General features: G+C 70.7%; 26 protein-coding genes. 13 read left to right on the plus strand and 13 right to left on the minus strand.

Annotation, left to right across the window (positions count from 1 at the left end):
• Positions 1 to 48 precede the first annotated feature (48 nt).
• Positions 49 to 825, plus strand: a complete 777-nt coding sequence (locus CLV71_RS32680; protein WP_166664347.1) for a Calx-beta domain-containing protein — start codon at positions 49 to 51, stop codon at positions 823 to 825.
• On the opposite strand, the gene CLV71_RS32685 is transcribed toward CLV71_RS32680, so the two are convergent.
• A complete protein-coding gene (locus CLV71_RS32685) occupies positions 806 to 3,805 on the minus strand; it encodes an AfsR/SARP family transcriptional regulator (RefSeq protein WP_133906730.1) in 3,000 nt (999 codons plus the stop codon). The two genes, CLV71_RS32680 and CLV71_RS32685, sit on opposite strands and share 20 nt — an antisense overlap.
• 127 nt (positions 3,806 to 3,932) lie before the next feature.
• Between CLV71_RS32685 and CLV71_RS32690 the strand changes: the two genes are divergently transcribed.
• From CLV71_RS32690 to CLV71_RS32705, 4 genes are all read left to right on the plus strand, one after another.
• A complete protein-coding gene (locus CLV71_RS32690; RefSeq protein WP_133906731.1) occupies positions 3,933 to 5,189 on the plus strand; it encodes a hypothetical protein in 1,257 nt (418 codons plus the stop codon).
• A gap of 133 nt (positions 5,190 to 5,322) precedes the next feature.
• Complete coding sequence (gene ppk2, locus CLV71_RS32695; RefSeq protein WP_133906768.1) at positions 5,323 to 6,255, plus strand: polyphosphate kinase 2; 933 nt, start codon at positions 5,323 to 5,325, stop codon at positions 6,253 to 6,255.
• Between the two features lie 83 nt (positions 6,256 to 6,338).
• Positions 6,339 to 7,301 (plus strand): TIGR03885 family FMN-dependent LLM class oxidoreductase, encoded by a 963-nt coding sequence (locus CLV71_RS32700; RefSeq protein WP_133906732.1) that lies wholly within the window; start codon positions 6,339 to 6,341, stop codon positions 7,299 to 7,301.
• Positions 7,298 to 8,917 (plus strand): alpha-amylase family protein, encoded by a 1,620-nt coding sequence (locus CLV71_RS32705; protein WP_133906733.1) that lies wholly within the window; start codon positions 7,298 to 7,300, stop codon positions 8,915 to 8,917. Before CLV71_RS32700 ends, CLV71_RS32705 begins: the two co-directional genes overlap by 4 nt.
• A 9-nt stretch (positions 8,918 to 8,926) precedes the next feature.
• On the opposite strand, the gene CLV71_RS32710 is transcribed toward CLV71_RS32705, so the two are convergent.
• The gene (locus tag CLV71_RS32710; RefSeq protein ID WP_133906734.1) at positions 8,927 to 10,132 is read right to left on the minus strand and encodes a PP2C family protein-serine/threonine phosphatase; all 1,206 of its coding nucleotides are present in this window, start codon (positions 10,130 to 10,132) and stop codon (positions 8,927 to 8,929) included.
• Between the two features lie 88 nt (positions 10,133 to 10,220).
• Positions 10,221 to 10,367: a hypothetical protein gene (locus tag CLV71_RS48055; RefSeq protein ID WP_166664348.1), complete on the minus strand. Its 147-nt coding sequence runs from the start codon at positions 10,365 to 10,367 to the stop codon at positions 10,221 to 10,223.
• 416 nt (positions 10,368 to 10,783) lie between these two features.
• Here CLV71_RS48055 and CLV71_RS32715 point away from each other — a divergent pair, with 416 nt between their 5' ends.
• Positions 10,784 to 11,041 carry a hypothetical protein gene (locus CLV71_RS32715; RefSeq protein ID WP_133906735.1) on the plus strand — a complete coding sequence of 86 codons (258 nt, stop codon included), beginning with the start codon at positions 10,784 to 10,786 and terminating at the stop codon, positions 11,039 to 11,041.
• 57 nt (positions 11,042 to 11,098) lie between these two features.
• On the opposite strand, the gene CLV71_RS32720 is transcribed toward CLV71_RS32715, so the two are convergent.
• The 6 genes from CLV71_RS32720 to CLV71_RS32740 all read right to left on the minus strand — a co-directional run bounded on the left by CLV71_RS32720 (position 11,099) and on the right by CLV71_RS32740 (position 15,186).
• Positions 11,099 to 11,272: a CsbD family protein gene (locus CLV71_RS32720; RefSeq protein ID WP_133906736.1), complete on the minus strand. Its 174-nt coding sequence runs from the start codon at positions 11,270 to 11,272 to the stop codon at positions 11,099 to 11,101.
• Positions 11,273 to 11,453: 181 nt separating this feature from the next.
• A complete protein-coding gene (locus tag CLV71_RS32725; RefSeq protein ID WP_133906769.1) occupies positions 11,454 to 12,398 on the minus strand; it encodes an iron-containing redox enzyme family protein in 945 nt (314 codons plus the stop codon).
• 77 nt (positions 12,399 to 12,475) lie between these two features.
• Positions 12,476 to 13,636: a carboxylate-amine ligase gene (locus tag CLV71_RS32730; RefSeq protein ID WP_243866874.1), complete on the minus strand. Its 1,161-nt coding sequence runs from the start codon at positions 13,634 to 13,636 to the stop codon at positions 12,476 to 12,478.
• Positions 13,637 to 13,766: 130 nt separating this feature from the next.
• Complete coding sequence (locus tag CLV71_RS32735) at positions 13,767 to 14,015, minus strand: CDGSH iron-sulfur domain-containing protein (RefSeq protein WP_133906737.1); 249 nt, start codon at positions 14,013 to 14,015, stop codon at positions 13,767 to 13,769.
• The gene (locus CLV71_RS48060) at positions 14,012 to 14,173 is read right to left on the minus strand and encodes a hypothetical protein (protein ID WP_166664349.1); all 162 of its coding nucleotides are present in this window, start codon (positions 14,171 to 14,173) and stop codon (positions 14,012 to 14,014) included. Before CLV71_RS48060 ends, CLV71_RS32735 begins: the two co-directional genes overlap by 4 nt.
• 50 nt (positions 14,174 to 14,223) lie before the next feature.
• Complete coding sequence (locus CLV71_RS32740) at positions 14,224 to 15,186, minus strand: acyl-CoA desaturase (RefSeq protein WP_208297858.1); 963 nt, start codon at positions 15,184 to 15,186, stop codon at positions 14,224 to 14,226.
• Between the two features lie 159 nt (positions 15,187 to 15,345).
• Here CLV71_RS32740 and CLV71_RS48065 point away from each other — a divergent pair, with 159 nt between their 5' ends.
• Positions 15,346 to 16,563: an ATP-binding protein gene (locus CLV71_RS48065; protein ID WP_166664350.1), complete on the plus strand. Its 1,218-nt coding sequence runs from the start codon at positions 15,346 to 15,348 to the stop codon at positions 16,561 to 16,563.
• Here the strand turns inward: CLV71_RS48065 and CLV71_RS32750 are convergent.
• On the minus strand, positions 16,560 to 17,594 hold the full coding sequence (locus CLV71_RS32750) for a LacI family DNA-binding transcriptional regulator (RefSeq protein ID WP_133906738.1): 1,035 nt from the start codon (positions 17,592 to 17,594) through the stop codon (positions 16,560 to 16,562). The genes CLV71_RS48065 and CLV71_RS32750 overlap by 4 nt on opposite strands.
• Positions 17,595 to 17,860: 266 nt before the next feature.
• Here CLV71_RS32750 and CLV71_RS32755 point away from each other — a divergent pair, with 266 nt between their 5' ends.
• The 4 genes from CLV71_RS32755 to CLV71_RS32770 are packed head-to-tail and all read left to right on the plus strand — an operon-like array spanning position 17,861 to position 21,280.
• Positions 17,861 to 19,117, plus strand: coding sequence for an extracellular solute-binding protein (locus tag CLV71_RS32755; protein ID WP_208297859.1), 1,257 nt, complete (start codon positions 17,861 to 17,863; stop codon positions 19,115 to 19,117).
• Positions 19,114 to 20,016, plus strand: a complete 903-nt coding sequence (locus CLV71_RS32760; RefSeq protein ID WP_133906739.1) for a carbohydrate ABC transporter permease — start codon at positions 19,114 to 19,116, stop codon at positions 20,014 to 20,016. The genes CLV71_RS32755 and CLV71_RS32760 overlap by 4 nt, the downstream gene beginning before the upstream one ends.
• Before the next feature lies 1 nt (position 20,017).
• Positions 20,018 to 20,908 carry a carbohydrate ABC transporter permease gene (locus tag CLV71_RS32765; RefSeq protein ID WP_133906740.1) on the plus strand — a complete coding sequence of 297 codons (891 nt, stop codon included), beginning with the start codon at positions 20,018 to 20,020 and terminating at the stop codon, positions 20,906 to 20,908.
• Between the two features lie 39 nt (positions 20,909 to 20,947).
• Positions 20,948 to 21,280 (plus strand): hypothetical protein, encoded by a 333-nt coding sequence (locus CLV71_RS32770; RefSeq protein ID WP_133906741.1) that lies wholly within the window; start codon positions 20,948 to 20,950, stop codon positions 21,278 to 21,280.
• A 75-nt stretch (positions 21,281 to 21,355) separates the two neighbouring features.
• On the opposite strand, the gene CLV71_RS32775 is transcribed toward CLV71_RS32770, so the two are convergent.
• Together CLV71_RS32775 and CLV71_RS32780 are read right to left on the minus strand one after the other, a co-directional pair.
• Positions 21,356 to 22,780: a DEAD/DEAH box helicase gene (locus tag CLV71_RS32775; RefSeq protein WP_133906742.1), complete on the minus strand. Its 1,425-nt coding sequence runs from the start codon at positions 22,778 to 22,780 to the stop codon at positions 21,356 to 21,358.
• A gap of 360 nt (positions 22,781 to 23,140) precedes the next feature.
• Complete coding sequence (locus CLV71_RS32780; protein WP_243866876.1) at positions 23,141 to 24,079, minus strand: alpha/beta hydrolase; 939 nt, start codon at positions 24,077 to 24,079, stop codon at positions 23,141 to 23,143.
• 73 nt (positions 24,080 to 24,152) lie between these two features.
• On the opposite strand from CLV71_RS32780, the gene CLV71_RS32785 reads away from it, so the two are divergent.
• On the plus strand, positions 24,153 to 24,680 hold the full coding sequence (locus tag CLV71_RS32785) for a helix-turn-helix domain-containing protein (RefSeq protein WP_133906743.1): 528 nt from the start codon (positions 24,153 to 24,155) through the stop codon (positions 24,678 to 24,680).
• A gap of 249 nt (positions 24,681 to 24,929) precedes the next feature.
• Positions 24,930 to 25,856, plus strand: a complete 927-nt coding sequence (locus tag CLV71_RS32790; protein ID WP_166664351.1) for a universal stress protein — start codon at positions 24,930 to 24,932, stop codon at positions 25,854 to 25,856.
• Here CLV71_RS32790 and CLV71_RS32795 read toward each other — a convergent pair.
• Positions 25,813 to 26,079 carry an Lrp/AsnC ligand binding domain-containing protein gene (locus CLV71_RS32795; protein ID WP_243866879.1) on the minus strand — a complete coding sequence of 89 codons (267 nt, stop codon included), beginning with the start codon at positions 26,077 to 26,079 and terminating at the stop codon, positions 25,813 to 25,815. The two genes, CLV71_RS32790 and CLV71_RS32795, sit on opposite strands and share 44 nt — an antisense overlap.
• Positions 26,080 to 26,194: the final 115 nt, after the last annotated feature.

Below are 26,194 nucleotides of genomic sequence, written 5' to 3' on the forward strand. Positions count from 1 at the left end.
CCCCTGGGTAGACCTTCCGCCATGAGTTCCAACGTGAGGGGAGGGCGGATGCGCGCCAGGGTGTTGGCGGTGGTCACCGCCGCGGTGGGGAGCGTCGTGGCAGGCGGCGGCGTCGCGACCGCGGCGCCCGCGGTGTGTGCGCCGCCGGAGGTGTCGATCGCCGGGGTGCGGCACTACGAGGGGTCGGAGGGGGGCACGAAGTCGTTCGCGTTCACGGTGACGATGGCGCCACCAGAGGCGGGGTGCCCGACGACGGGCTCGGTGCGCTACCGGACGGTCGACGGCTCCGCCGACGCCGGGCAGGACTACGTGGCCGCGACGTCGACGCTGAGCTGGACCACGCCCGGTCCCCGGGTGGTCGCGGTGCAGGTGGCGCGGGACGACGCCTACGAGCCGGACGAGACGTTCACCGTCGAGCTGTTCGGGGCGCGCGGGGTGACGATCGCGGCCGACACGGCGACCGCGACGGTCCTCAACGACGACGCGAGCGCGCTCGGCATCGGGGTCGTCGTGGCGGTCCCCGCAGGCGGGATCTGCTGGTGGCCGTCGGACCACTGCACGATCCCGGTGCACCTCAACACGATCGCGCGGGCGCCCGTCACGCTCAGCCTGCGCACGGTCGACGGGACCGCGGTGGGAGGCAAGGACTACGTCCCGATCAAGAAGCAGGTCGTGACCATCCCCACCGGCGCCGACCACGTCGACGTGCCCGTCGAGCTGCTGTCGGGGGCCGCGCCTGGCCAGTACTTCGGCGTCGAGATCACGGACGTCAACGCGGGCACCATCGGGGTGGCGCGAGGTCGGGTCACCCTCCGGGAGGGATGAGTGCCTCGGCCTCGGCCGTCGCGTTGACGCCGAGATAGAGGTCCACGGCGCGACCGCGGTGGCTGGCCGCGGTCGCGTCGTCACCGCGTGCGGCGGCCAGCGCCGCGAGGTCGCGGTGCAGGTGTGCCTCCTCGTAGCCGTCGGGCACCTGGGCGCGGACCGCGAGGGCCAGCGCCAGGTGCTCGGCGGCCTCGGCCGTCCGGCCGGCACACAGGTGCACGTGGCCGATCAGCTGCAGCGCGATCGCCTCGCCGTTGCGGTCGTGCACGGCACGGGTGACCGAAAGCGACTGTCCGAAGTAGTCGAGTGCCGCGGCCGGGTCGCCCGCCGCGAGGTGGGTGATCCCGCAGGAACGCAGCAGCTCCCACTCCAGCCACCGGTCGCCGATCTCCCGGCTGATCGCCAGTGCCTCCGCGAAGTCACGCAGCGCCCCGGCGTGGCTGCCCAGCTCACGGCGTGCCTCGCCCAGCGTGTCCAGTGTCCCGGCGCGGAGCCGGACGTTGCCGATGCCGTCGAAGATCGCGAGCGCGGCGGCCAGGGGCGCGAGGCTCTCCCGGGCCCGGCCCATCCGCACGAGCGCGTAGCCGAGGTTGCGCTGGGCCAGCCCGACGCCGAGCCGGTTGCCCGCCGCGGTGGCGCGCTTGGCCGCCACCCGGAACGCGGGCTCCGCCTCGTCGAACCGGCGCAGGTCGGCGTAGGCGTTGGCGAGGTTGTTGAGCACGTGTCCCTCACCCGCGAGGTCACCGAGGTCGCGGACCACGTCCAGCGCGGTCAGGTTCGTCTCCACCGCCTCGGTGAGCCGCCTCGTCATGTAGAAGGCGACGCCCAGCGCACGCAGCATCTCCGCCTCGCCCGCCCGGTCCCCCGCGTCGCGGGCGGCGGCGAGTCCCGCGCGGCACAGCTCGACCCGCTCGGTCCAGTGGCCGCTCACCTCGTAGAAGCTGGCGAGCAGGTACACGAGGTGCCAGGCCGCGGTGGGCATCCCCTGTTCACGCGCGTACTGGACCACCGGGAGGAAACCGTCCCGTTCGGACTCCAGGAACGCCGTCGCCTCGTGCCGACCCGCCGCGAAGGGGAGTGGCGGCAGGGGAAACCGGAACACCGGCTTCACCGCGTCGCGGTCGGGGTTGACCAGCCGGTTGGCCTCGTCGGCGACGAGCAGGTACCAGTCGAGCAGCAGCGCCGCCACCACGTCCGGCTCCGGCTCCTCGGCGGCGGCGCGGTCGCGGGCGAACTCGCGGATCAGGTCGTGGAGCCGGTAGCGGTCCTCCCCCGCCCCGATCACCAGGTGTGCACCGGACAGCTCGCCGAGGACCACGTGGGCGGTCGCGACCGGCACGTCGGCGATTGCCGCGCCGAGGTGGCCGCTCTGCGTCGGCGTCGGCACCGTGGCGAGGAGCCGCAGCAGCCGCGCGGCACCCGGCGAGAGCGGCCGGTAGGCGCTGGCGAGCACCGCGGTGACCGTGCGGAGGTCACCCTCGAGCGCCAGCCCCTCGAGCCGGGCACCGGACAGCTCGGCGACGAGCTCGGCGACCGACCGGGTGGGCACGCCGACGAGCCGCGCGGCCGCGATCCGCAAGGCGAGCGGCATTCCCGCGCAGACCTTCGCCAGCCGCGCGGTGGCCTCCGGCTCACGGGCGACCCGTGTCCTGCCGAGCACCTTCTCCAGCAGTGCCACCGAACTGGCGTCGTCGAGCGCGTCGAGCACGATGTGGCGCACGGCGTGGCGGGCGACGAGGCCGGCGAGCGAGCGCCTGCTCGTCACGACGAGCACGCTGGTGTCCGAGCCCGGCACGAGCGGCAGCACGTGGTCCACGGCGCCCGCGTCGTCGGCCAGCACCACGCACCGCCTGGTGTGCAACAGGGTCCGGTACAGCGCCGAGCGCGCCGACACGCCCGCGGGGATGCGGTCCTCCGGCACGTCGAGCCCACGCAGCAGGTGTGCGAGCGCCTGCTCGGCGGTGACGGCGTGGTCGGGGTCATGGCCACGCAGGTCGAGGAACAGGTGGCCGTCGGGGAACCGGTCGGCGATGCGGGCCGCCCACTGCACGGCCAGTGACGTCTTCCCCATGCCTGCCGGGCCGGAGATCACCACGATCGGCGGGTCGTCGCCACCGAGCGCGTCGTCCAGATCGGACAGTTCCCCGGTGCGGCCGGTGAAGTGGCCCGCCCGCGCGGGGAGCTGGGCGGGCACCTGGCTCGGGGCGGGTGGCACGGGCGGGGCGGCGAGGGCGGCGTCGCGGCGCAGGATCGCGGTGTGCAGCTCGGACAGCTCCGGGCCGGGGTCGGCACCCAGCTCGTCGGCGAGGCGGTGGCGCAGCCGCTCGTAGGCGTTGAGGGCCTCGGCATGCCTGCCACAGCGGTGCAGCGCCAGCATCAGCAGCCCGGTCAGCCGCTCCCGCAACGGCTCCGCCGCAACGAGCCGGGGTAACTCCAGCGCCGCCGCCGGGGCCCCGCCGGTGGCGATCTCGGCGTCCCAGCGGTCCTCTGTGGCCGACAGCCGAAGCTCGCGTAATCGGTCGAGCTCGTGGTGTCCCCACTCGCCGAGGTCGATGCCGGAGAACGGCTCGCCGCGCCACAGCCCGTCCGCCGTGCGCAGGGTCTCGACCGCGGCACGCGTGTCACCCCGGGCCAGGTCGGCGCGGGCGGCGTGCACGAGCAGCTCGAACCGGTGCGCGTCGACCCGCTCCGGCGCGAGGTCGAGGACGTAGCCGGGGTCGCGGGTGGTGATGACCGGACCCACGCCCGCCGAGGTGAACGCCTGGCGGATCCGCGCCACGTGGCTGTGCAGCGTCTTGAACGCGGTGCGTGGCGGCGACTCTCCCCAGAGGACGTCGACCAGCTCGGTGTAGGGCACGACCTGCCCGGCACGCACGGCCAGCACCCCGAGGATGACGCGTCTCGTGCTGGTCAGGGCGATCGTCCCGGCCGGGCCGGTTGCCTCCACGACACCGAGTACGCGGACCTCGAGACCGGTCACCAGTCGCTCCTTCCAGTGGCGCAGCCGCCGGACAGCCGCACCACAGCCACCCCGCAACTGCTCGTCGGTAGACCTCCTACCAGGACGGACACGGGGCACCTGCCCATGTCATGGAAGGAAAATACCCATGCGTTCACATTTTAGGTCTCGTGCGGGAGGTCCACGACGCTACGGCCTGCCGCTGATCGCGGTCGTGGCGGTCGCGGCGACGCTGGTCCCCGCCCAGGCGGCACAGGCGGCGGCTCCCACCCCGCAGGTGTCGGCCGAGGACCCGGAGTACCCGGCACCGCCCACACCCGGCGACCTCAGGGACGACCCGGAGATCGCGTCGGTGATGCAGGAGGCCGACTACGCGCTGAAGTACTCGATGGCCGTGGTCGCCGCCGACCCGTCGAAGGAGTTCGCCAAGGGCAGCATCGAGGAGGACCTGCGCACGGGCATCCTCACGATGCCCGCCGAGCGGCAGAAGTCCGCCGCCGAGGCCGCGCGGGCGATGATCGCCGACCCGGCGGTCCGCAAGCGCGAGTTCGGCCGGTTCGGCGGCATCGAGCCGGAGAAGTACGCCCAGCTGGGCTTCCACGGCGTGTTCACCACGGAGAACGTGCCCGTGGATGCGGCGGCGCTCAAGCGGCGGCTCACGGCGAGGGCGACCCAGATCGAGGCGGCCCACAAGCTCGAGGAGGCCAACGCCCTGGAGATGGCCGCGAAGTACAACATCCCGCTGAAGCTGCAGATCCCCACGCTCACGAGCCTGGACTACCGGATCGAGCGGGTGAAGTGCGCCGACGAGACCAACCCGGAGTGGCCGGGCGACGACGAGATCGCGATGGGCGGCGTCGCCGTCAACCACGTGGGCAGCACGGCGAAGGTCAACCAGTTCATGGTCGCCGACGACTTCGACGACAACGAGGTCAAGGTCTACGCCGACCCCGGCAAGCTCTTCCACCGGTTCGACCTCACCAACGCCGGCACCTTCCCCCGCACCTACAGCACGGTCGTCATGCTCGCGGAGAAGGACGGCTCCGGCTTCGCGGACGCGATCAACACCGTGTGGTCGAAGGTCAAGGACGACGTGCAGAACGTGATCGAGAAGGCCGTCGCGGGCCTGCTCACCGGCTACCTCGGCGCCGCGCTGGCCGAGGCCATCGGCAAGGCGGTCGCCTGGCTCGTCACCACGTTCTTCAGCTGGCTGTTCGAGCTTTTCCAGGACGACCTGTTCTCCCCGGGCACGCACTACGTGTACCTGCCGAACCGGTACGAGTGGATGTACAAGAACGCGGGCGACTACGGCTGGACGAACTTCCGCGCGCCGACCGGGACGTTCACCTTCAACGGGCACGGCGGCAGCTACAAGGTTAACGTGCACTGGCAGGTCAACCCCTGACCTGTCGTCGGACCAGCGCCGAGGCGTCCGGACAACCGTCCGGGCGCCTCGGCGTCGTCACGCGTGGTTCAGTGAGCGAAATGTCGGGTATGTACGAGTCGTGAACGACAGCATCATCGACCCCGACGGCTGGATGGCCGAGGGCCTCACGGCCGAGTTCCCGGACGCCGACGAGCCCGTCCTGCGCCGCGCCGACGGCTCCGAGGTGGACACCTGGCGGGAGAACCACCCGTACGACGAACGGATGTCCCGCCCGGAGTACGAACGGCGCAAACGGTTGCTGCAGATCGAGCTGCTGAAGCTGCAGTACTGGGTGACCGGCACGGGACAGCGGCTGGTGATCCTCTTCGAGGGCCGCGACGCGGCGGGCAAGGGCGGCACGATCAAGCGGTTCACCGAGCACCTCGACCCACGCGGCGCACGCTCGGTGGCACTGGGCAAGCCCAGCGAACGCGAGCGCGGCGAGTGGTACTTCCAGCGCTACGTCCGACACCTGCCGACCAACGGCGAGATCGTGCTGTTCGACCGCTCCTGGTACAACCGCGCGGGTGTCGAGCGCGTGATGGGTTACTGCACCGACCCGGAGTACGAGCGCTTCATGCGCCAGGCGCCGGAGTTCGAGCGGATGCTCGTCGACGACGGCGTGCTGCTCGTGAAGCTCTGGTTCTCGGTGTCCAGGGGCGAACAGCGGACCAGGTTCGTGATCCGGCAGATCGATCCGGTGCGGCAGTGGAAGCTCAGCGAGAACGACATCAAGTCGCTTGACCGCTGGGACGACTACACGACCGCGAAGGTCGCCATGTTCCGCGCCACCGACACGGAGGTCGCGCCGTGGACGGTGGTGAAGAGCAACGACAAGAAACGCGCGCGCGTCGAGGCGATGCGCAGTGTGCTCGCGCGTTTCCCCTACGCGGACAGGGACTCCGAGGTCGTCGGCACACCGGACCCGCTGATCGTCGGTGCCGCGGAGACCCTGCTGGAGGAGGGCGAGGACGACTCGGCACTGAGCCCGACGCGGATCGCGCAGGAGGCCACGCCCGAGCCGGGGCCCGGCCTGCATCCCTGACTCCGGGGCGCGCCACGGGTTTTGGTGGGCGGCGTGGGGGGCATGTCTGATGTGTCCGCATCGACAACCGAAGGGCCTACTCCATGCCGGTCGTAGGGTGGCACGCCTCGCACGAACAGATCCCGCCGAGCCGGTTGCTCACCGACCTCCGACACGCCGAGTCGGCGGGGTTCGAGGCGGCCTGGTCCTCCGACCACTTCTCCCCGTGGAGCGAACGGCAGGGAGAGTCCGGCTTCGCGCTCTCCTGGCTCGGCGCGGCACTGGCCACGACCTCGCTGCCCATCGGCTTCGTCAACGCGCCCGGCCAGCGCTACCACCCGGCGATCGTCGCGCAGGGCCTCGGCACGCTCGCCGAGATGTTCCCCGGCAGGCTGTCGGTCGCGCTCGGCACCGGCGAGTTCTCCAACGAGCACATCACCGGTGACGGCTGGCCGGACAAGCCGACGCGCAACGCGAGGCTGCGCGAGTGCGTCGACGTGATCAGGGCGCTGCTCGCGGGCGAGGAGGTCACCCACCACGGCCTGGTCCGCGTCGACCGCGCCCGGCTCTGGACGTTGCCCGCCGAGCCGCCCCGCCTGCTGGCGACGGCGGTGTGCGCGGACACCGCACGCAGGGCGGGTGAGTGGGCGGAGGGGCTGATCACCATCTGGCAGCCCGCCGACCGGCTGCGGGAGGTGGTGGACGCGTTCCGCGAGGGCGGCGGTGACGGCAGACCACTCGCGTTACAGGTGCACGTGAGCTGGGCGCCCGACGAGGACGAGGCGCTCAAGATCGCGCACGACCAGTGGCGCACCAACGTCTTCGAGGCGCCGCTGTGCTGGGACATCGCCACGGCCGAGGAGTTCGACCTGGCCGCGAAGCACGTCCGGCCGGAGGACATGCGCGGCAACGTGCTGATCGGCTCCGAACCTGCCAGGTTCGTCGAGTGGCTCGGCGAGGCCGCCGACCTCGGGTTCGGCGAGATCTACGTGCACCACGTCGGCAAGGAGCAGCGCCCGTTCCTCGACTGCTTCGGCGAGCACGTCCTGCCGGAGCTGCGCTCATGACCGGCAAGCGCACCGCGACCAGCGACCTGTGGTGGAAGAACGCGGTCATCTACTGCCTGGACGTCCAGACGTTCTTCGACACCGACGGCGACGGGTGCGGTGACCTCGTCGGCCTGACCGAGAAGATCGACTACCTCGCGGGCCTCGGCGTCACCTGCCTGTGGCTGATGCCCTGCTACCCGTCGCCCGAGCGCGACGACGGCTACGACATCAGCGACTTCTACGCAGTGGACGAGAAGCTGGGCAACCTCGGCGACTTCGCCGAGATGCTGCGCACCGCGCACGACCGGGGCATCCGGGTGATCATCGACCTGGTCGTGAACCACACCTCCCACCTCCACAAGTGGTTCCAGTCGGCACGCAAGGGACGCGACGCGCCCTACCACGACTACTACGTGTGGGCCGACGAGAAACCGGAGAACGAGGCGAAGCTCGTCTTCCCCGGCGAGGAGACGTCGAACTGGGCGTGGGACGACCAGGCGGAGCGGTGGTACTTCCACCGCTTCTACTCCGAGCAGCCGGACCTCAACACCGCCAACCCCGCGGTACGCGACGAGATCGCGAAGATCGGCGCGTTCTGGCTCGCGCTCGGCGTGACCGGCTACCGGATCGACGCGGTGCCGTTCCTGCTCGAGGAGGTGAGCGGGGTCGCCGCCGACGGCAAGGACCCGCACGCCCTGCTGCGTGAGCTCGGCACCTACCTCACCCGCCGGCGAGGCGACGCGGTGCTGCTCGGCGAGGTGAACCTCCCCTACGACAAGGGGATCGAGTTCTTCGGCGAGTACGGCGACGAGCTCAACATGATGTTCGACTTCCGGCTCAACCAGTCCATGTTCCTCGCCCTCGCGCGCCGCGACGTCGCGCCGCTGGTGAAGACGCTCAAGGAGCTGCCGGAGATCGCGCCGGAGTGCCAGTGGACCAACTTCGTGCGCAACCACGACGAGCTGACCCTCGACCAGCTCGGCGACGCCGAGCGGGAGGAGGTCTTCGCCGCGTTCGGGCCGGAGGAGGACATGCAGGTCTACGGTCGCGGCCTGCGTCGCCGGTTACCGTCCATGCTGGACGGCGACGACAGGCGCGTCCGTCTCGTGTACTCCCTGATGTTCTCGCTGCCCGGCACCCCCGCGCTGTTCTACGGCGAGGAGATCGGCATGGTCGAGAACCTCGACGTCGAGGGCAGGCTCAGCTCCCGCACCCCGATGCAGTGGTCGGACGGTCCCCATGCCGGCTTCTCGAGCGCACCGGAGGGCGCCAGGCTGTGCAGGCCGTTGCCCGAGGACCACGCGGCGAACGTCGCGGACCAGCGGCGCGACCCGCACTCGTTGCTGAACTGGATGGAACGCCTCATCCGACAACGCAAGGAGTGCCCCGAGTTCGGCTGGGGCAAGCTGGAACTACTGCACACCAAGGGAGCGGTGCTGGTCCACCGCTGCGTGTGGGACGGCACCGCCGTCGTGGCCGTGCACAACCTCGGCGACGAACCGGCGACCGTGACCCTGCCGAAGGACTGCACCGAATTTCGGGACCTGTTCGGTGACGACGACGCCGAGCCCGGCGAGAAGATCACCGTGGAGGCGTACGGCTTCCGCTGGTTCCGCGCAGGCGGACACCACTGAGCCGGGGCCTCACGCGGTACGGCGGACCGCCACCAGCGCGATGTCGTCGGTGGGGGGCCGCGTGCCGACCATGGTCGCCATGACACGGGCGCAGACCGCCTCCGCGGCGGCGGTCTGCACGGTCGCGCGCAGTTGTTCCATGCGCTCGTCGATGTCCGTGTCGCGCCGTTCCACCAACCCGTCGGTGTAGAAGACGAGCAGCGCACCGGGCGGCACGTCGACGGTGGCGTTGTGGCGCCCGGTGACCGCGAGGTTGTAGCCGATGGGCGGGCCGAGCGGCACCTCCACGAAGGTGCCCTCGCGGTCCGCCAGGGTCATGATCGGCGGCAGGTGACCGGCGAGCGCGAGCTGCACGCGGTCGGCGGCGGTGTCGATGACCGCGTAGGCGACCGTGGCCATGGTCGTCTGTTCGAAGTGGCTCGCCTTGCGGTCGAGCTTGCCGAGCACCTCGGCCGGGTCGTCGTACTCCAGCGCGTAGGCGCGCAGCGCGCTGCGCAGGCGGCCCATCACGACGGCGGCGGGCAGGCCCTTGCCGACCACGTCGCCGATCACGACACCAAGACGCTCGCCCGGCAGCGGGAACACGTCGTACCAGTCACCACCGACCCCCGTGTCGGCGCCCGCGACGTAGCGGGCAGCGAACTCCCAGCTGTCGGTGGCCGGTAACTTCGCGGGCAGCAGGCTTTCCACCAGGGCCGCCGCCGCGGTCTGCTCCGCGCGGGACCGGTACAGGTGCGCCGCCATCGCGATCCGGTCGGCCACCAGCGGCAGCAGCTCGATCTCCTCGTCGGTGAAGTCGCGGGGCGTCGTGCTGCCGATGTGCATCACGCCGACCAGCTCCCCCTGCGCCACGATCGGCACCCCGAGCAGGGCCCGCAGACCGTGCTCCCACAACAGCGGGTTGACGACCGTCGACTCGTCGACCCGCTCGATGTGCACGGGTTGCCTCAGCTGGGCGACCCGCCCGGCGAAGCCGCTGCCGACTGGCACGCGCACGCCCTGGAAGACCTCCTCGTCGAGACCGACCGAGGCCCTGGCGACCAGGTACTCACCACTCGGGTCGACGAGGAGGACGGTGGCGGTGTCGACATCGAACAGCTCGCGCACCCGCTGCAGCGACACGTTGAGGAGCTTCTCGAAGTCCAACTCCATGAGGGCGCGGTCGGTGACGAACTCCAACACCTGGAGCCGCCCGCCCCGACCGAACTCGCCCATTCACCACTCCGTGTGTCCTCGGTGTGTGCTCAAGATAGAGCCCCACGACCGGGAACACCATGTGAGCAGGATGACCGCTCCTCCGCGGCTAGCGCCTCCGGCGGAGGCGCTGCGCGGCCTGGCGCGCACGCTCGCGGTTGCGCGGGTCCTTCGCCATCTCACGCGCCTTGTTCGTCATCTGCCGCCCCTTCGGGCTGCGCATGAAGTCCTTGATCCGGTTCAGCAGGCCGGCCATCGTGTTCTCCTTCGTTCGTTCGCAATTCAGGAATACCCGGCATCGCCACCCCCAACCCCGGCGACAGGAAACCCGTTCGCCGGGGCACCTTCTGCGAGACGGGCGTTTTCGCTCTTTCGGGATCGATGCGGTAACTCATTCCGAAATTCGACGCAGTGGTGTACGCGACGGACTCGGTGGGCCTGCGGCTGGAGGACCTCGCGACGACGGCGGGAGTCGGTCCGTGCTTCGACGCGTTCACCTTCCGGCATCCCCTGCTGGTGCCCGGCGGAACAGTCCCGCTGGCCGGGGCTTGCCTCGGAGGCCCTCGAAGCGAGGATCAACGCGCTGTTCGCCGGCCGGCTGCGACTCGAAGACGGAGAGTGACCAGAATGGCCTCTGGGAGCGTACCCGGATCGGGCGGCGGTGCTGATCAGGTGCGGGAGCACCTGATCGCGCAGACCTTCGTCGAGGTGGCCGACACGCTGGTCGCCGACTTCCTGAACATGCTGGTCGAGCACTGCGCCGACATCGCCGCGGACGCGCAGCGGTGGCCACGGTACGTGGTCGCCGCGGACACCTGTGGGTTCAGGGCGGTACACGTGCTGCCGATGCGGCTGCGCCAGGAGGTCATCGGCGAGCTCTCGCTGCTCAGCACGCGCACATCCTCGACCACCTGCCGTGACACGTCGTGAGGACCGGGCGTGGTCGCCCGGTCCTCACGGCAGGTCACCTCGTCGAAGCGTGGCAGGTTACTTCTTGAAGGCGTCCTTGAGCTTCTCGACGCCCTGCTTCAGGTTGCCCTTCATCTGGTCGCCCTTGCCCTCGGCCTCGAGGTCCTGGTCGTCGGTGGCGTGCCCGACCGTCTCCTTGACGTGGCCCTTGAGCTCGTCGGCCTTGCCCTGCATCTTGTCTTCGGTGCTCATCTTGCTTCCTTCCGTGTGACACTCAGGCATCGAGGCCGTCATGGGACTCGACGAAGTCTTTTCCGCAGCGCGCGAAAGCCGGACCGGCAGAAAATTTCCGCTCAATTCGGTCGCTGTTCTCACCGTACTCGCGAACAGGAATTCCCGCCGGATACGCGGCTAAACGAGGTGATGGACACTGTCACCACGCGTCGTCGCCTGCGAGGGAGGTCGTGCCGGAGCGCCACGCGGTGAGCAGGTGGTCGCTCAGGCGTGACTCGAGCAGTTCGGTGGCCTGCACCCCGAAGACGATGTCGCCCGCCAGTCCCGGCTCCCTCGCGAGCAGGTCACCGACCACGTCGCGACGCATGACCTGCTCGTGGACGGCGTCCGCCTCGATGTGTTCGGCGTAGAACCGGACGCAGTCCGGCGCGGCGTCGTGCCGCTCGAGCGCCTGGACCATCCGGTGGGCACTGGGCGAGGTCGTGATCTCCGCCGCGGTGAGCTGCCCGACGAGCGCACCCCGCAGCGCGCGGTGCAGGCCGAGCATCGACATCAGGTTCACGGTGGCGATGGCCGGGGCGGGCACCCGGTCCTGGTAGCGCAGGTAGCGCGGGTCGAGGCCGGCACCGGTCATCAGGTTGGCGAACAGGCGGGCGTGGGCGTCGTCGGCGCGGCCGCCGCCGTACTCGTCGAACTCGACGGCCACCACGGAAGCCTTTGCCTGGCCCCGTAACCGGGGGATGATCCAGGCATGCGGGTCCGCCTCCTTGAGGTGGTAGATCGAGCGGTGCACGAAGAACTCCCGCAGCTGCGACCACGACCCGCTGTCGCGCAGGTAGTGCGAGACCCCGTTGCCGTGCACCGGTTCCACGAGCAGACCGGCCAGTGCCGCAGGCACGTCGTCCCCACCATCCACATCGGACCGAAGGGTGTCCAGGAACGACCGCTCCATGCAGGCCCGCAGGCGCAACAGGTCCGGCTGCCACTCCCACTCCGGGTCGACCGAGTCGAAGCCGCGGTAGTGCAGCTCGTAACAGACGTGCAGGGCCAGGGTGAGGTCCTCGCCGTAGGGGTCGGCGTGGTCGACCGGCGCGAGGTCGAGCCGGGCCGGGCGACGAGCACCCCGCAGCAGGTCGACAACCATCGCCGACAGCGGCCCTCGGGGAAGCGGGAGGGCCGGGTCGGTGGTGTCGTCTTCGGTGGGGACGGGGGCGAGCGTGGTCACGGTACTCCGATGTGGTCGGCGAGCTGGGTGCGTTGGGCGAGCAGGTGCACGACGGCCAGCGGTCCGTCCCGCGCCGCACGGCGTTGGTGGTCGGTACCCGTGCCGCCGGTGACCACCTCGGTGACCGCGTCGCGGACGTCGACCAGGTCGCCGCTGTCCTCGAGCGCGGGGGTGACCCACGCGAGCAGCTCGTCGAGCAGGCTGGTCGCGGGAACCGGACGTTCGCGTACGGGGTGGACACCAGGGCCGCCGATGCCGTAGCGGGCCGCGTTCCACACGCCCGCGGCCAGGATCTGGTCGTCGAGCGCCGGTGCCTCCCGTCCGGCGGCCAACTCGGCAAGAGCCGTACGCACGAGCGCACGGGACAGGGCCGCCTGCAGGACCGCGTCCGTGACCGTGCCGACGGCGTCGGCAGCACGCAGCTCCACGGTCGGCAGATGCGCCGACGGGCGTGCCATCCAGAACGTCATCCGCTCGTCGACGAGCACGCCGCAGTCGACCAGACGCGCGACGAGGCTGCCGTACGCCTCGGCCGACCGGCAGTGCGGTGGCACGCCGCCACCGGGAAACCGTTGCTGGACGATGGTTCGCCAGCTCGCGTAGCCGGTGTCGCGACCACGCTCGAACGGCGAGTTCGCCGACAGCGCGAGCAGGGTCGGCAGCCACCGGCGCAGGTGGTTCACCACGGCGACCGCGGTGTCCCGGTCGGGCACTCCCACGTGGACGTGGCATCCGCAGGCCTGGTAGTCGGCGACGATCCCCGCGTAGGTCCGCGCGATCAGCGCGAACCTCTCCCCCTGGGCCGTCGCCTGCGGGTGGTCGCCGAGGACCGGAGCACCGCAGGAGACCAGCAGCGCCCCCTCGGCCCGCGCGGCCCCGGCCAGCCGACGGCGACCGTCGAGCAGCTGGGTGCGCAGGTCGGCGAGGGACGTACACCTGCCGGTCGCCGCCTCCACCTGGGTGCCGAGCAGCTCGGCGTGCAGCGTCGCGTCCGGCGCGTGCGCGGCCACCGAGGATGCCCGGTCCAGCACCGCGGCGGCACGGGCGACAGGCAGCCCGGAGTCGGGCGCCAGCAACAGGAACTCTTCCTCGACACCCATGGCCGCCCCCCGCGCCGTGGCTTCGTCCACGTGCGGAGGCACACTGAGCATCACCATGGAGCAACCTCACAAACGGCGTGTTCCGCCGTGATCCGGGAGGCTGCTTGCTCAACCTGCTGCGGGAATCGGCTCGGAAGTGATCAACCCCGGGAGGATGCCACGGGCGCGGCAACCCAAACTCACCGGTTCACACTTTCGAGTCCTTTTTGGTGACAGAAGGCGACACTCGCACACGCTCGCGGTGGCTGGTGTCGCAGAAGGGAAAGCGTTTGCTGCGGCGGCAGGCGCACACCGCGACCACGAACCGTTCCGACCGGACGGTGGTGCCGTCGTCGAGCGCCAGCTCCACCGGTCCCTCGACGAGCAGGGGACCGCCGGGCACGACAGTGACCCGGCGGTACTCGGGCTCACCGGACACTGTGGACCGGTCGGTCATCGGCGGCGGAGGGACTTGCGCCGGACCGCGCCGATCGCGACCGTCCCGAGGAAGAGGACGATGCCGATGACGCCGAGCCACAGCAGGCCCTTGATGGCGAACCCGATCACCGAGACGATGATCCAGGCCACGATCAGGACGATGACGAGAACGAGCATGTCTACCTCCGGTGGTGAGACTCCGATGTCGCGCCGTCCACAGCCGGCACTCACGCGTCGACGGTGGCCGTCTTCAGTTTGCGGGCGAAACGTTCCGGCTTCGGCCAACGGACGTTGCTGACCCACCCGAGCTTCTCGAGGACCCAGATAAGCCGGGCGGAGATGTCGAGCTGTCCACGGCGGACACCGTGGCGGGCGCAGGTCGGGTCGGCGTGGTGGGAGTTGTGCCATGACTCGCCCATGGAGGCGATGGCCAGCGGCCAGAAGTTCGCCGACTTGTCCCGTGCCTCGTAGGGACGTTCCCCGATCATATGGCAGATCGAGTTGACCGACCACGTGACGTGGTGGAGCAGGGCGACACGGACGAGGCTCGCCCAGAAGAACGCGGTGACCGCGCCCCACCACGACATCGTGATCAACCCGCCCAGCACGGCGGGCGCGAGCATGGTGACGATCGTGAGCACTGGGAACAGGCGGTCGACGCGCTGGATGTCGCGGTCCGCGAGGAGGTCCGGCGCGAACCGCTGGGCGTTGGTCTGCTCCCGCTCGAACATCCAACCCATGTGCGCGTACCAGAAACCCTTCACCAGCGCGGCAGGCGTGGTGCCGAAGCGCCACGGCGAGTGCGGGTCGCCCTCGCGGTCGGCGTAGGCGTGGTGGCGGCGGTGGTCGGCCACCCACCCGACGACCGGGCCCTGCATCGCCATGCTGCCGACGGAGGCGAGCGCGATGCGCAGGCCCCGCCTCGCCTTGAACGCGCCGTGGGTGAAGTACCGGTGGAAGCCGACGGTCACCCCGAGGCAGGTGAGGGTGTAGAAGAACGCCGCGAGGCCGATGTCGACCCAGCCGAGCCCCCATCCCCAGGCGAACGGCACGGCCGCCACGAGGGCGAGCAGGGGCACGATCGCGAACAGCTTGACCAGGTTGAGCTGGGTCCGGGACTTCTCGCCGGACAGCATCGGTTCCGGTCCGTCACGCCGGCCCGCCGCGGGCCGTTCGAGCGTGGATGTCATGCCTTGTTACCTTCCGGCGACTGTGTGTCGAAACGTCACCGGGTCTGGGGCGACTGCAGGTGGGATGCCCTTCCCGCACGACACCAAACCTTCCTCGGGTCTGACCGAATGGTGGTCGTCCACGGGTGTGGAGAGGCGGGGACGGGGTAGCTCAGTGACGTGCACCGAGACACCAGACCCCCACCCGGCGGTGGCGACGGTGAGAGGTGGCGGGAGCACCGGATCGCGCGGGCGTTCGTCAGCCTCGCGGACACGATGGTCGACGAGTTCGACCTCGCCGAGTTCCTGCACATGCTCGTCGACCACTGCGTGGACCTGCTCGGCGTCGAGGCGGCGGGCGTGCTGCTCGCCGACCAGCGCGGCGGGGTCCGCACGGCGGCCGCGTCGTCGGAGCGGGCCGAGCTGCTCGAGGTGTTCGCCGCGGACACCGACGGCGGTCCGTGCGTCGAGTGTGTGCGTACCGGTGTTCCCGTGGTCAGCACCGACCTCGCCGCCGAGGCCCACCGCTGGCCGCGTTACGCCGCCGCCGCGGCGCTCTGCGGTTACCGGGCCGTGCACGCCCTGCCGATGCGGCTGCGCCGGGAGGTGATCGGGGCGCTGTCACTGCTCGGCACCGAGACTGACGGCGTGGACCCGACGTCCATCCGGCTCGGCCAGGCCCTCGCCGACGTCGCCACCATCGGCATCCTGCAGCAACGCGACATCGAGCGCGCCGACCTCGTCACCGAGCAGCTGCGGACCGCGCTCGACAGCCGGGTCGTCATCGAGCAGGCCAAGGGCATGCTCGCCGCGCACAGCGACCTGACCCCCGAGAAGGCGTTCACCGCGCTTCGCGCCTACGCGAGAACCCACCACCACCGGCTGTCCGACCTGGCGCGCCAGGTCGTGGACGGCACCACCCGCACCAGCACGATCATCACCCGCCCGCCGACCCACCATGACCGAGAAAGGAGCCGAGTGAGCAGCGAAAGCACGGGAGCGGAGCGCCTGACCAACGCTCTGCACCACAGGGCCCACCTCTCCGTCGGGTCGCTGGCGTACGTCCGCAGGCTGCTGACCCGGTGGGCCACCAGCGTGGGCCTGGACTCCGACACGACCCACGCCGTCGTCCTGAGCGGCTACGAGGCGCTCGCCAACGCCGTCGAGCACGCCTACCTCGGTCAGGACGGCGGCGAGGTCGAGCTGCACGCGACCCGGGAGGGCGGCGAGGTGACGGTCGTGGTGGTGGACCACGGCCGGTGGCAGATCCCCTCCCCCCGCCCGGTCCGGCGGGGACGCGGGCTCGTGCTCATCCGTGGCCTCAGTGCGAGGGCCGACGTGTCGAGCACCGCCCACGGCACCACGGTGACGATGACCTGGCTGCTCGACCCGAACTAGACGGGCGCGGTCGAGGCTCGCACCACCAGTTCGGTGGCCAGCTCGATGTGGTGGGACTCGACCTTCTCCCCGTCGGCGAGGCGGATCGCGGTACGCAGGGCCACGCCACCCATCTCACGCAGTGGCTGGCGGACCGTGGTCAGCGGCGGGGAGGCCGTCCTGGCGAGGATGGTGTCGTCGAAGCCGACCACGCTCAGGTCCTCCGGCGTACGCAGGCCCCGGCCCCTGGCGGTCTCGATGACGCCGAGCGCGATGTCGTCGTTGCCCGCGAACACCGCGGTCGGCGGTTCCGCGAGGTCCAGCAACGCCGCGGCCCCGGCGAGACCGTTCTGGAAGCTGAACTCCCCCGGCCGGACGTAGCCGCGGGGCACCGGCGCCCGCGCCGCCTCCATCGCGGCCCGGTAGCCGTGCACACGGGCCTGGTCGCAGGCGGCGATGGCCGGGCCGCCGAGGTAGGCGATGCGCCGGTGACCCAGGGACAGCAGGTGCTGGGTCGCCGCGAAGCCGCCTGCGAAGTTGGTGGAGCCGACGCTGTTGACCTCGCTGTGCGGCAGGTGCAGCGGGTCGAGCACGACCAGCGGTAGTCCCGCCCTGGTCAGCGCGTTCAGGAACTCGGCGGTGTACACGCTGGTGACCGCGATGAGCGCCCGCCGCCCGGCCGAGACGAGGTCCCTCGCCCAGTTCGGGTCGCGGTCGGGCTTGCTGACCGTCACCGAGACCGACAGCTCGGCCGCCGCGTCGACGATGCCCTCCAGCGCCTCGGCCACGTACGGGTTGAGCACCCCGCCGAACTGCACCTCGATGGTCGCGCGGTTCGCCGCCTCGACGTGCCGGGGTGCCGGTGCCACGTAGTCGTGCTGTCGCAGCAGCTCCTGCACCCGGGAGCGCGTCTGGGGCGCCACGTCACTGCGTCCGTTGACCACTTTGGACACTGTCGCGACGGAGACGCCGGCCAGCCGCGCGACGGCAGCCAACGTGGTGCGTCCTGGGCTCGCCGGGCCCGTCTCCGACGGCCGGTCGGCCGACGTCATCGCGCCCTCCTCCACTCCGGGTCTCGACTTTCGAAATATTTCGGAGCGCGATACAAGGGTACGTAGATAAGGTTTTTCGGGCAACAGAACAAGTAAACCTTGACACTCGAAGAACATGAAACCTAGTCTGGTCGAACTCGATATTTCGAAAGTTTTCGGAGACGACCTCAAAGAAGTCGGCGGCTCTCGGGAACGGAGAACTCCCCGTGGCAACCCCCATCTCTCGACGCACCATGCTCGGCCTCGCGGCCGGCGTGCCTCTCTCTATGGCACTGGCATCCTGCGGCTCGTCCGGTCCGGGCACCAGCGGCGCTGACGCGACGTACTGGTTCCTGAGCGGCCCGCCCCAGGAAGGCATTCGGCAGGGTGCGGTCGACCGGTTCAACCAGGCGAACCCCGATTCGAAGATCAATACCACGACGTTCCAGAACGACCCCTACAAAACAAAGATCAAGACCGCCATCGGCGCCGGCAAGGCGCCGACGATCATCTGGGGCTGGGGCGGCGGCACCCTGCGCACCTACGTCAAGGCGGGCCAGGTCGAGGACCTCACCTCGTGGTTCGACCAGAACGCGAAGGTCAAGGACAAGCTGATCCAGACGTCCTTCGCCCCGGCCACCGTCGACGGGAAGATCTACGCGATGCCGTGCGAGACGGTGGAGCCGATCGTCCTGTACTACAACAAGAGGGTCTTCGACGACGTCGGTGTCGAGCCGCCGCAGTCGTGGGACGACATCATGGCGCTGGTGCCGAAGTTCAACGCCAAGAACATCGCGCCGTTCTCCCTCGCGGGACAGTCGCGGTGGACGAACATGATGTGGCTGGAGTTCCTCTTCGACCGCATCGGCGGCTCCGAGGTGTTCCAGGCCGCCTTCGAGGGCGAGAAGGACGCGTGGTCCAACCCGGCGTCCATCACCGCGCTGACGAAGGTGCAGGACCTGGTCCGGGCCAAGGGTTTCGTCGACGGCTTCTCCTCGATCACCGCGGACTCGAACGCCGACCAGGCACTGCTCTACACCGGCAAGGCCGCGATGATGCTGCACGGCTCGTGGTCCTACGGCATCCAGCAGGCCCAGGGCGGGGACTTCGTGCCGAGCGACGGGCTCGGCTACATGAACTTCCCGCCGGTCGAGGGCGGCAAGGGCGACGTGAGCGACGCGGTCGGCAACCCCGGCCAGTACCTGTCCATCTCCGCGAAGGCCAGCGCCGAGCAGAAGGAGACGGCCAAGAAGTTCTTCACCGACGGTGTCCTGGACGACCAGGAGGTGAAGGACTGGATCGACTCCGGTGGGGTCCCGATCCTGCAGGGCGAACAGGACAAGCTCAAGGCCAACAAGAACGCCGACTTCGTCTCGTTCGTCTACGACATCGCCACCAACGCCAAGGTCTTCGCCCAGTCCTGGGACCAGGCCCTCCAGCCGACCGCGGCCGAGACACTGCTCGACAACATCGTCAAGCTCTTCCAGCTGTCCATCTCGCCCCAGCAGTTCGCCGACAACCTCAACGCGGTCACCTCGTCGTGAGCACGAGTACCGGGCACCAACGGCGGCGCGACCGGCACGGCATCCTGCCGTGGCTGGTCGCGCCGGCGTTGTTCTTCTTCGTCGGCTTCGCCGTCATCCCGGTCGTCGGTGTCGTCGCGCTGAGCTTCACCACGTGGGACGGGATCGGCGCCATCCACCCGTCCGGCCTGACCACCTGGCGCACCGTGCTCAGCGACCCGGGGCTGCCGCACGCGGTCTGGGTGACGTTCCTCGTGATGGTCGCGTCCTGGGCGGTCCAGACACCGCTGAGCATCCTGCTCGGCGTGTTCCTGGCGGGCCACCAGCGCTACCGGGGCGTGCTGGCCGTCGTGTACTTCATCCCCCTGCTGTTCAGCTCCGCGGCGATCGCGATCGCGTACAAGGCGTTGCTGGACCCGAACTTCGGCCTCGGCGCGGGGCTGGGGTTCGACTTCCTCAGCCAGGACTGGCTCGGCAGGCCGGGGCTCGCGTTCAGCCTCGTGATCTTCGTCGTCTCCTGGCAGTTCATCCCGTTCCACTCACTGATCTACCAGGGCAGCGTCCGGCAGATCCCGCAGTCCATGTACGAGGCGGCGCAGATGGACGGCGCGGGGCGGGTGCGGCAGTTCTTCAGCATCACCCTGCCCCAGCTGAAGTACACGATCATCACGTCGTCGACGCTCATGGTGGTCGGTTCGCTGACCTTCTTCGACCTCATCTTCGTGCTGACCGAGGGCGGGCCTGCGGACGCGACCCGGGTGCTCGCGCTGGACATGTACAAACGGGGCTTCCAGGCCGGCCTGATGGGCCCGGCGGCCGCCATCGCGGTCATCCTCGTGCTCGTCGGGCTCGCCCTGGCGTTGGTGTTGCGCAGGCTCGGCGGCGACGACGCGAGCCAGAGCCAGTTCGAGGGGGCCTGACATGAGCGCCACACTGACGAAACCACGGCACCGGGCCGCGCCCCAGCGCGTACGCCGGCGCCCCGACGGGCGGGCCCGACGGCCCAACTGGCTGGGTGGTCTGGCCTCGCTGGTGTGGCTCGCGATCGTCGTCATCCCCATCTACTGGACGGTCATCACCAGCTTCAAGGAGCAGAACAGCTACTACTCGAGCAACCCGCTGGTACCGCCGGGCGACCCGACGTTCGACAACTACCTGATGGTCATCCGGTCGGACTTCGTCAACTACTTCGTCAACAGCGTCGTGGTCACCGCGGGGGCGGTGGTACCGGCCGTCACGTTCTCCTTCATGGCCGCCTACGCCATCGTGCGTGGCTGGCAACGCAGGTTCCTGCGCCTGGTGAACGGGCTGTTCCTCATGGGCCTGGCGATCCCGCTGCAGGCGACGGTCATCCCCATCTACCTGATCATCATCAGGCTGCACCTGTACGACAGCCTGCTGGGAATGATCCTGCCGTCGATCGCGTTCTCCATCCCGCTGTCGGTGCTGGTGCTCGCGAACTTCATCCGGGACGTGCCCAAGGAGCTGTTCGAGTCGATGCGCGTCGACGGCGCCACCGAGTGGACCACGCTGTGGCGGCTGGCGGCACCGCTCACCCGCCCGGCCATCGTCACCGTGACCATCTACAGCGCACTGAACATCTGGAACGGGTTCCTGCTGCCGCTGATCCTCACCCAGACCCCCGGCCAGCGGACGCTGCCGCTCGCGCTGTGGACCTTCCAGGGCCAGTACATCGTGAACGTGCCCGCCGTGGTGGCCGCGGTCGTCCTCACCACGCTGCCGATCCTCGTCCTGTACGCGTTCGGCCGCCGCCAGCTGCTCAGCGGCCTGGCCGCCGGGTTCAGCCGGTGACGGCTCCGTGACCTCCCGTAGGTCCGGACGCGTGAGTCGGTGGGACCGCTGCCGGCCGCCGCGCGTGCCCACTATGATTGCCCGGGATCTCCTCGGGCGGGGGCCCGGGACGGCACGACTACGGGGGACGGAACGATCGCGGGACAGTACGGTGGCTCCTCGGGCCAGAAGCAGCAGTACTTCGGCAAGGTAGACCCGTTCTGCCTGTTCGCCGTAGTACCGCTGCTGATTGCGGGCGTCTTCGTCATGTGGAGCGGCATCGCGAGCCTCGGGTTGGTCCTGATCATCCTCGCGCTGCTGGTCGTGGGCGTGGACTCCTGGGCCAACAGGCCTCCGAAGAAGTCCGAGCCCCGCTACCGCGACAACCGCTGACCCCGTCCGCTCAGTGCGTCGTGGCGGGTTTCGTCGTGCAGACGCAGCCCCGGTCGTGACGGCCGACCATCCGGGTCAACGGCCGCGCCGCCTGCCGGCGCGCGTGCCCGCCGAGAACGCGGCGGCACCGCCGGTCTTCACCGCCACGGGCTGCTGGGTGGCCGACGCCGCGGGCCGCCCCCTGGTCCTGACGGCCTTGGCGGGCCTCGGTGTGGTCTCGGCCGTCCGGCGGCCCCTGGCCGGGCGGGCCGCGGGTGCCGTGGCAGGCGGCGCCACGAACGTGCGCTTGCCCGGTGCCAGCTCGGCGAGCAGCGGGTGGCCGGGACCAACCCGCGTGATGGTGGCGGTGATGCCTGCCTTGCGGGTGATGTCGCGGACGTCGCCGACCTGCTCGTCGGTCATCAGGGTGATCACGGTGCCGGACGCCCCGGCCCGCGCCGTGCGGCCCGAGCGGTGCAGGTACGCCTTGTGCTCGGTCGGCGGGTCGGCGTGGACCACCAGCGCCACGTCGTCGACGTGGATGCCCCTGGCGGCGACGTCGGTGGCCACCAGGGTCGCCGCGCTGCCCCTCGCGAAGGCGAGCAGGTTGCGGGTGCGTGCCGACTGCCCGAGGTTGCCGTGCAGCTCGACGGCGGGCACGCCTTCGGCGACCAGTTGGCGGGTCAGCCTCGTCGCGCCGCGCTTGGTCCTGGTGAACACCAGCGTGCGGCCCGGCGCCGAGGCCAGGTCGACCAGCACCGCGAGGCGGGTGGCGGGCGCCACGTGCAGCACGTGGTGCGCCATGGTCGTGACCGAGGAGGACGGTGGGTCGACGCTGTGGGTGACCGGGTCGTGCAGGAACCGGCGGACCAGCACGTTGACGCCCCCGTCGAGGGTCGCGGAGAAGAGCAGCCGCTGGCCGTCGCGCGGGGTCTGGTCGAGCAGCCTGGTCACCGCGGGCAGGAAGCCGAGGTCCGCCATGTGGTCGGCCTCGTCGAGCACGGTGACCGACACGGCGTCGAGCCGCGCGTGGCCTGCGGCGATGTGGTCGGCGAGCCTGCCGGGGCAGGCGATGAGGACGTCGACACCGGCACGCAGGCCCGCGATCTGCGGCTGGGGGCCGACGCCGCCGTAGACCGTCATGGCACGCAGCGACATGGCCCTGGCGAGCGGCGCCATCGCGGTGGCGATCTGCTCGGCCAGCTCACGCGTGGGGACGAGGATCAGCGCGCGTGGCCTGCCCGGCCTCGGCGGTGCCGGGTCGGCGGCGAGCCTGGCGAGCGCGGGCAGGACGAACGCGTAGGTCTTGCCGGACCCGGTCTGTCCCCTGCCGAGCACGTCGCGGCCCGCGAGCGAGTCGGGCAACGTGGCGGCCTGGATGGGGAACGGCGTGACGACACCGTGGTCGGCGAGTGCGGCCACCAACCGGGCGGGCACCCCGAGTCGGTCGAACGTCACGGCTTGCGCCACCGGGCTGTCTGATGTGGATGAACGAGTTCCTCGGGGGCGGCGAGCCGCCATGTGATGCTCCAGACGTTCGAGGGGTGGCCCAGTCGGCGAAGTGCGGCGTGGACGGTGGCCGGGAGGTCGAGCGCGCGAGCGGAACGTGATGGCGTCGAAACGCGCTCCTCCGGCTGGTCCGACAGTGGACCGACGCCGCGTGGCACTCCCGTCCCCGGTCTGAACCGGACCGGACTGGGTGGTCGACGACGGTGCTGACTCGACCGCCAACTCGGGAAGCCATCGACGGGCGCAGTCTACCATCGCGGCACCTCGCACCCCGCGTCACCGCTGGTGGCGGCGCACCACGCACGCCGGTCGGGGCCGCACACCGGACCCCGGCACGCGACCCCGACTCATGGTCCACTGTGGACCGGCGGCTCACCGGAGCCGGTCGGCCAGCCAGCGCGCGACACCGGTGAGCAGCTCGGCGTCGACCGGTTCACGCAGCAGACGGCGGTAGGACAACACGGTTCCCGCGCCGTCGGTGCGCCGGAGCACGTGGGTCAGGCCGGGAACCCGCTGGGTCTCGGCCCCGCCGGGCACCAGGCGCGCGATGGTGTCCAGGTCGCCGGGGTCGACCTGTGCGTCCTTGTCGCCGGTGACCGCGAGGACCGGGACCCGGATGCCGGCGAGGTCCTGGCGCGGGTCGTGTGCCAGCTGTTCGCGCCACCACCTGGCGTTGACCCGAATGCCGCCGATGCGGGCGGCGTCCGCCGTGGTGGCGGCCACCCTGGCCAGCTGCCTGCTCGCGACACGCCGCAGCAGGGGCAGCAGCGGCCGGAGCGGACGCGGCAGCGAGTCGGCGAGCCGGGCACCCTGCCAGCGCACGGCCTGCTCACCGGGACGCGCGTAGCCGGCGAGCAGGACCGCCGCGGCCGCCTGGGCGTGGGCCGCCAGCCACATCGCGTGCACGGCGCCCTCGCTGTGCCCGAGCACGCCGACGGCCCCCGGCCGCACCTCGGGCCGGTCGCGCAGCGCCCGCAGCGCCGCGGCGGCGTCGGCCCTGTTGTCCAGGAAGCCGACGGTGTGCCAGTCACCCGGGGTGTCGCCCGCGCCTCGGCGGTCGTAGCGCAGCGAGGCGATGCCGTGCCGGGCCAGCACGACGGCCAGCGGGCGGCCGAGGTCCATGCGCACGCGCCCCGCGTTGGAGTCGCGGTCGACCTTTCCCGAGCCGGGCAGGCACAGCACGGTCGGGTGCGGCCCCGGTCCGGCGGGCAGCGTGAGCGTGCCCGCGAGCGCCACGCCGTCGGCGGCCGTGGCGGCCATCCGGACCTCTCGCGTGACGTCCGCACCCACGGTCGCACCGGACTCGGTCATCAGTACCTCCATGTCGCCAACCCCCATCGTTATCAATTTTGATAAAAGTACCAGAGGTTGGAATGATGCGTCCATGGCTACGCTCGACCTCCTGTTGCACCCCGTCCGGCTGCGCATCCTGCGGACGTTCCTCGACGGCCGTCCCGCCACGACCGCACAGCTGCGCGAACGGCTGCCCGACATCCCGCCCGCGACCATGTACCGGCACGTCGCGACCCTGGCGGGCGCGGGCGTCCTCGAGGTGCTGGACGAGAAGCGGGTGCGGGGCACGGTCGAGCGCACCTACCGGGTGTGCTGGGACCGTGCGGCGCTCGGCCCCGCCGACCGGGCCGCCATGACCACCGACGACCACCGACGCGCGTTCACCGCGTTCGTCGGCGGGCTGCTGGCCGACTTCGACCAGTACCTCGACGGCGAGGCCGTCGCCCCCGACACCGACGGCGTGACTTACCAACAGGCCGCACTGTGGCTGACCGACGAGGAGACGGCCGAACTGCTGACCGAGATACGCGCGGCGGTCACCTCCAGAACAGGACGCGAACCCGGCCAGGGACGCACCCGACGCATGGTCAGCCTCGTGGCCGTGCCCGCGCGGGAGTGACGGGTAAAGAAATCCCGTTCCCCGGCCACGCACGACCAGGTGAACCGATATGAAGTACGTCTCGTGAATACCGGGACCGGGCCGCCGGGGCGCGGGATTGCCCGGATACAGCCAAAACGGACGCGCCCGTGGATAAACGGGCCGCACCCTACGCTATCGATCGGTCAACGTCGCCAAACCATTACGCAATCTTTGCGGCAGGCCCGCTTCGGCGGGATTATGGTGGTGGTACCAGGAAGGAGTTCTGGTATGTCCGATTCCATCACCGCGAATACCGGCAAGGCAGAACGACACGGGATTCTTGCCGGGTTCGACGGTTCCGATGTGGCTCGCGACGCGGCTTTCTGGGCCGCTGCCGAGGCCGACACGCTCGGTTGTCCACTGGTTCTGGCGCGCTCCTACGAGCGGCCCATCAAGGTCGGTGAGCTGACGTTCACCCCCGTCGGCCTGCCGCCGGACGACGCCCGCGCGTGGTGGTGCCGACACTCCCTCCAGCTGCTCGCCGAGCGGTGCCGACTCGACCACCCCGGCCTCGAGGTGCGGACCGCCATTCGGGCAGGCCATCCCGGGCAGGTGCTCAACACCCTCGCCACCGAGCTGAGGGCCGACAGCGTCGTGCTCGGCACCCGTGGGCACGGGCCCATCGCACGGCTCGTGCTCGGGTCGACCGCCGCCGACCTCGTGCACCTGCTCGACCGGCCGGTGGTCGTCGTGCGTGGCACCACCTCCCCGGGGCCCGTCGTGCTGGGGCTCGCAGGCACCGAGACCGACGGGCAGGCCATCGACTTCGCGTTCGACTTCGCGGCACGGCACCGCTCGCCGCTGCTCGCCGTGCACGGGCACCACCACGCCCGCGGGCAGGACGCACTCGACCGGGTGCTCTCGTCGTGGCGGGTGCGCTACCCGGCCGTCGAGGTGCGCACCGAGCTCGTCGGCGGCAGGCCCGCCGACGCACTGGTCGAGCGGTCGGTGGGCGCGCGGTTGGTCGTCGTCGGGAGCCACCACCACAACGCGGCACGCCGGGCGTTGCGGGGCTCCATCAGCCACTCGATGCTCTACCACGCCTGCTGCCCGGTCGCGGTCGTGCCCGCCGGTCAGCACCGCGCGTCGCGGCGGGCGGTCCACGCCGTGGCTACCGGCTCGCCGGCAGGCGCAGGATCGGCGCCGCGCCCTTGAGGGTGCGGATCACCGGGTCGGTCTCGATGCCCCGGATCGCGGTCAGCGTGCCGAGCCGCCCGGTCAGGTAGTCGTGCAGCTCGTACACGTCGCGGCACACCACCGCCGCCGCGAGGTTCGTCGGACCGGTCGTGGCGGCGGCGAACGCGACCTCCGGGTGGTCGGCCAGCGCCTGGCCGCGTACTGGTGCTGGCCGGAGCCCGCACCCGGACGACGACGGCACCCGTGAGCGGGTCCTAGCCGCAATGCCACTGATTTAGATCGTCTTGGCTGATCGCTTGCGGCGTGTGGGCCTGGACGGTGGCGTGATCGTGACTGCTGTCTGGGATGGGCGGCTG

The sequence above is a fragment of the Actinophytocola oryzae genome (assembly GCF_004364325.1).
Classification (GTDB): domain Bacteria; phylum Actinomycetota; class Actinomycetes; order Mycobacteriales; family Pseudonocardiaceae; genus Actinophytocola; species Actinophytocola oryzae.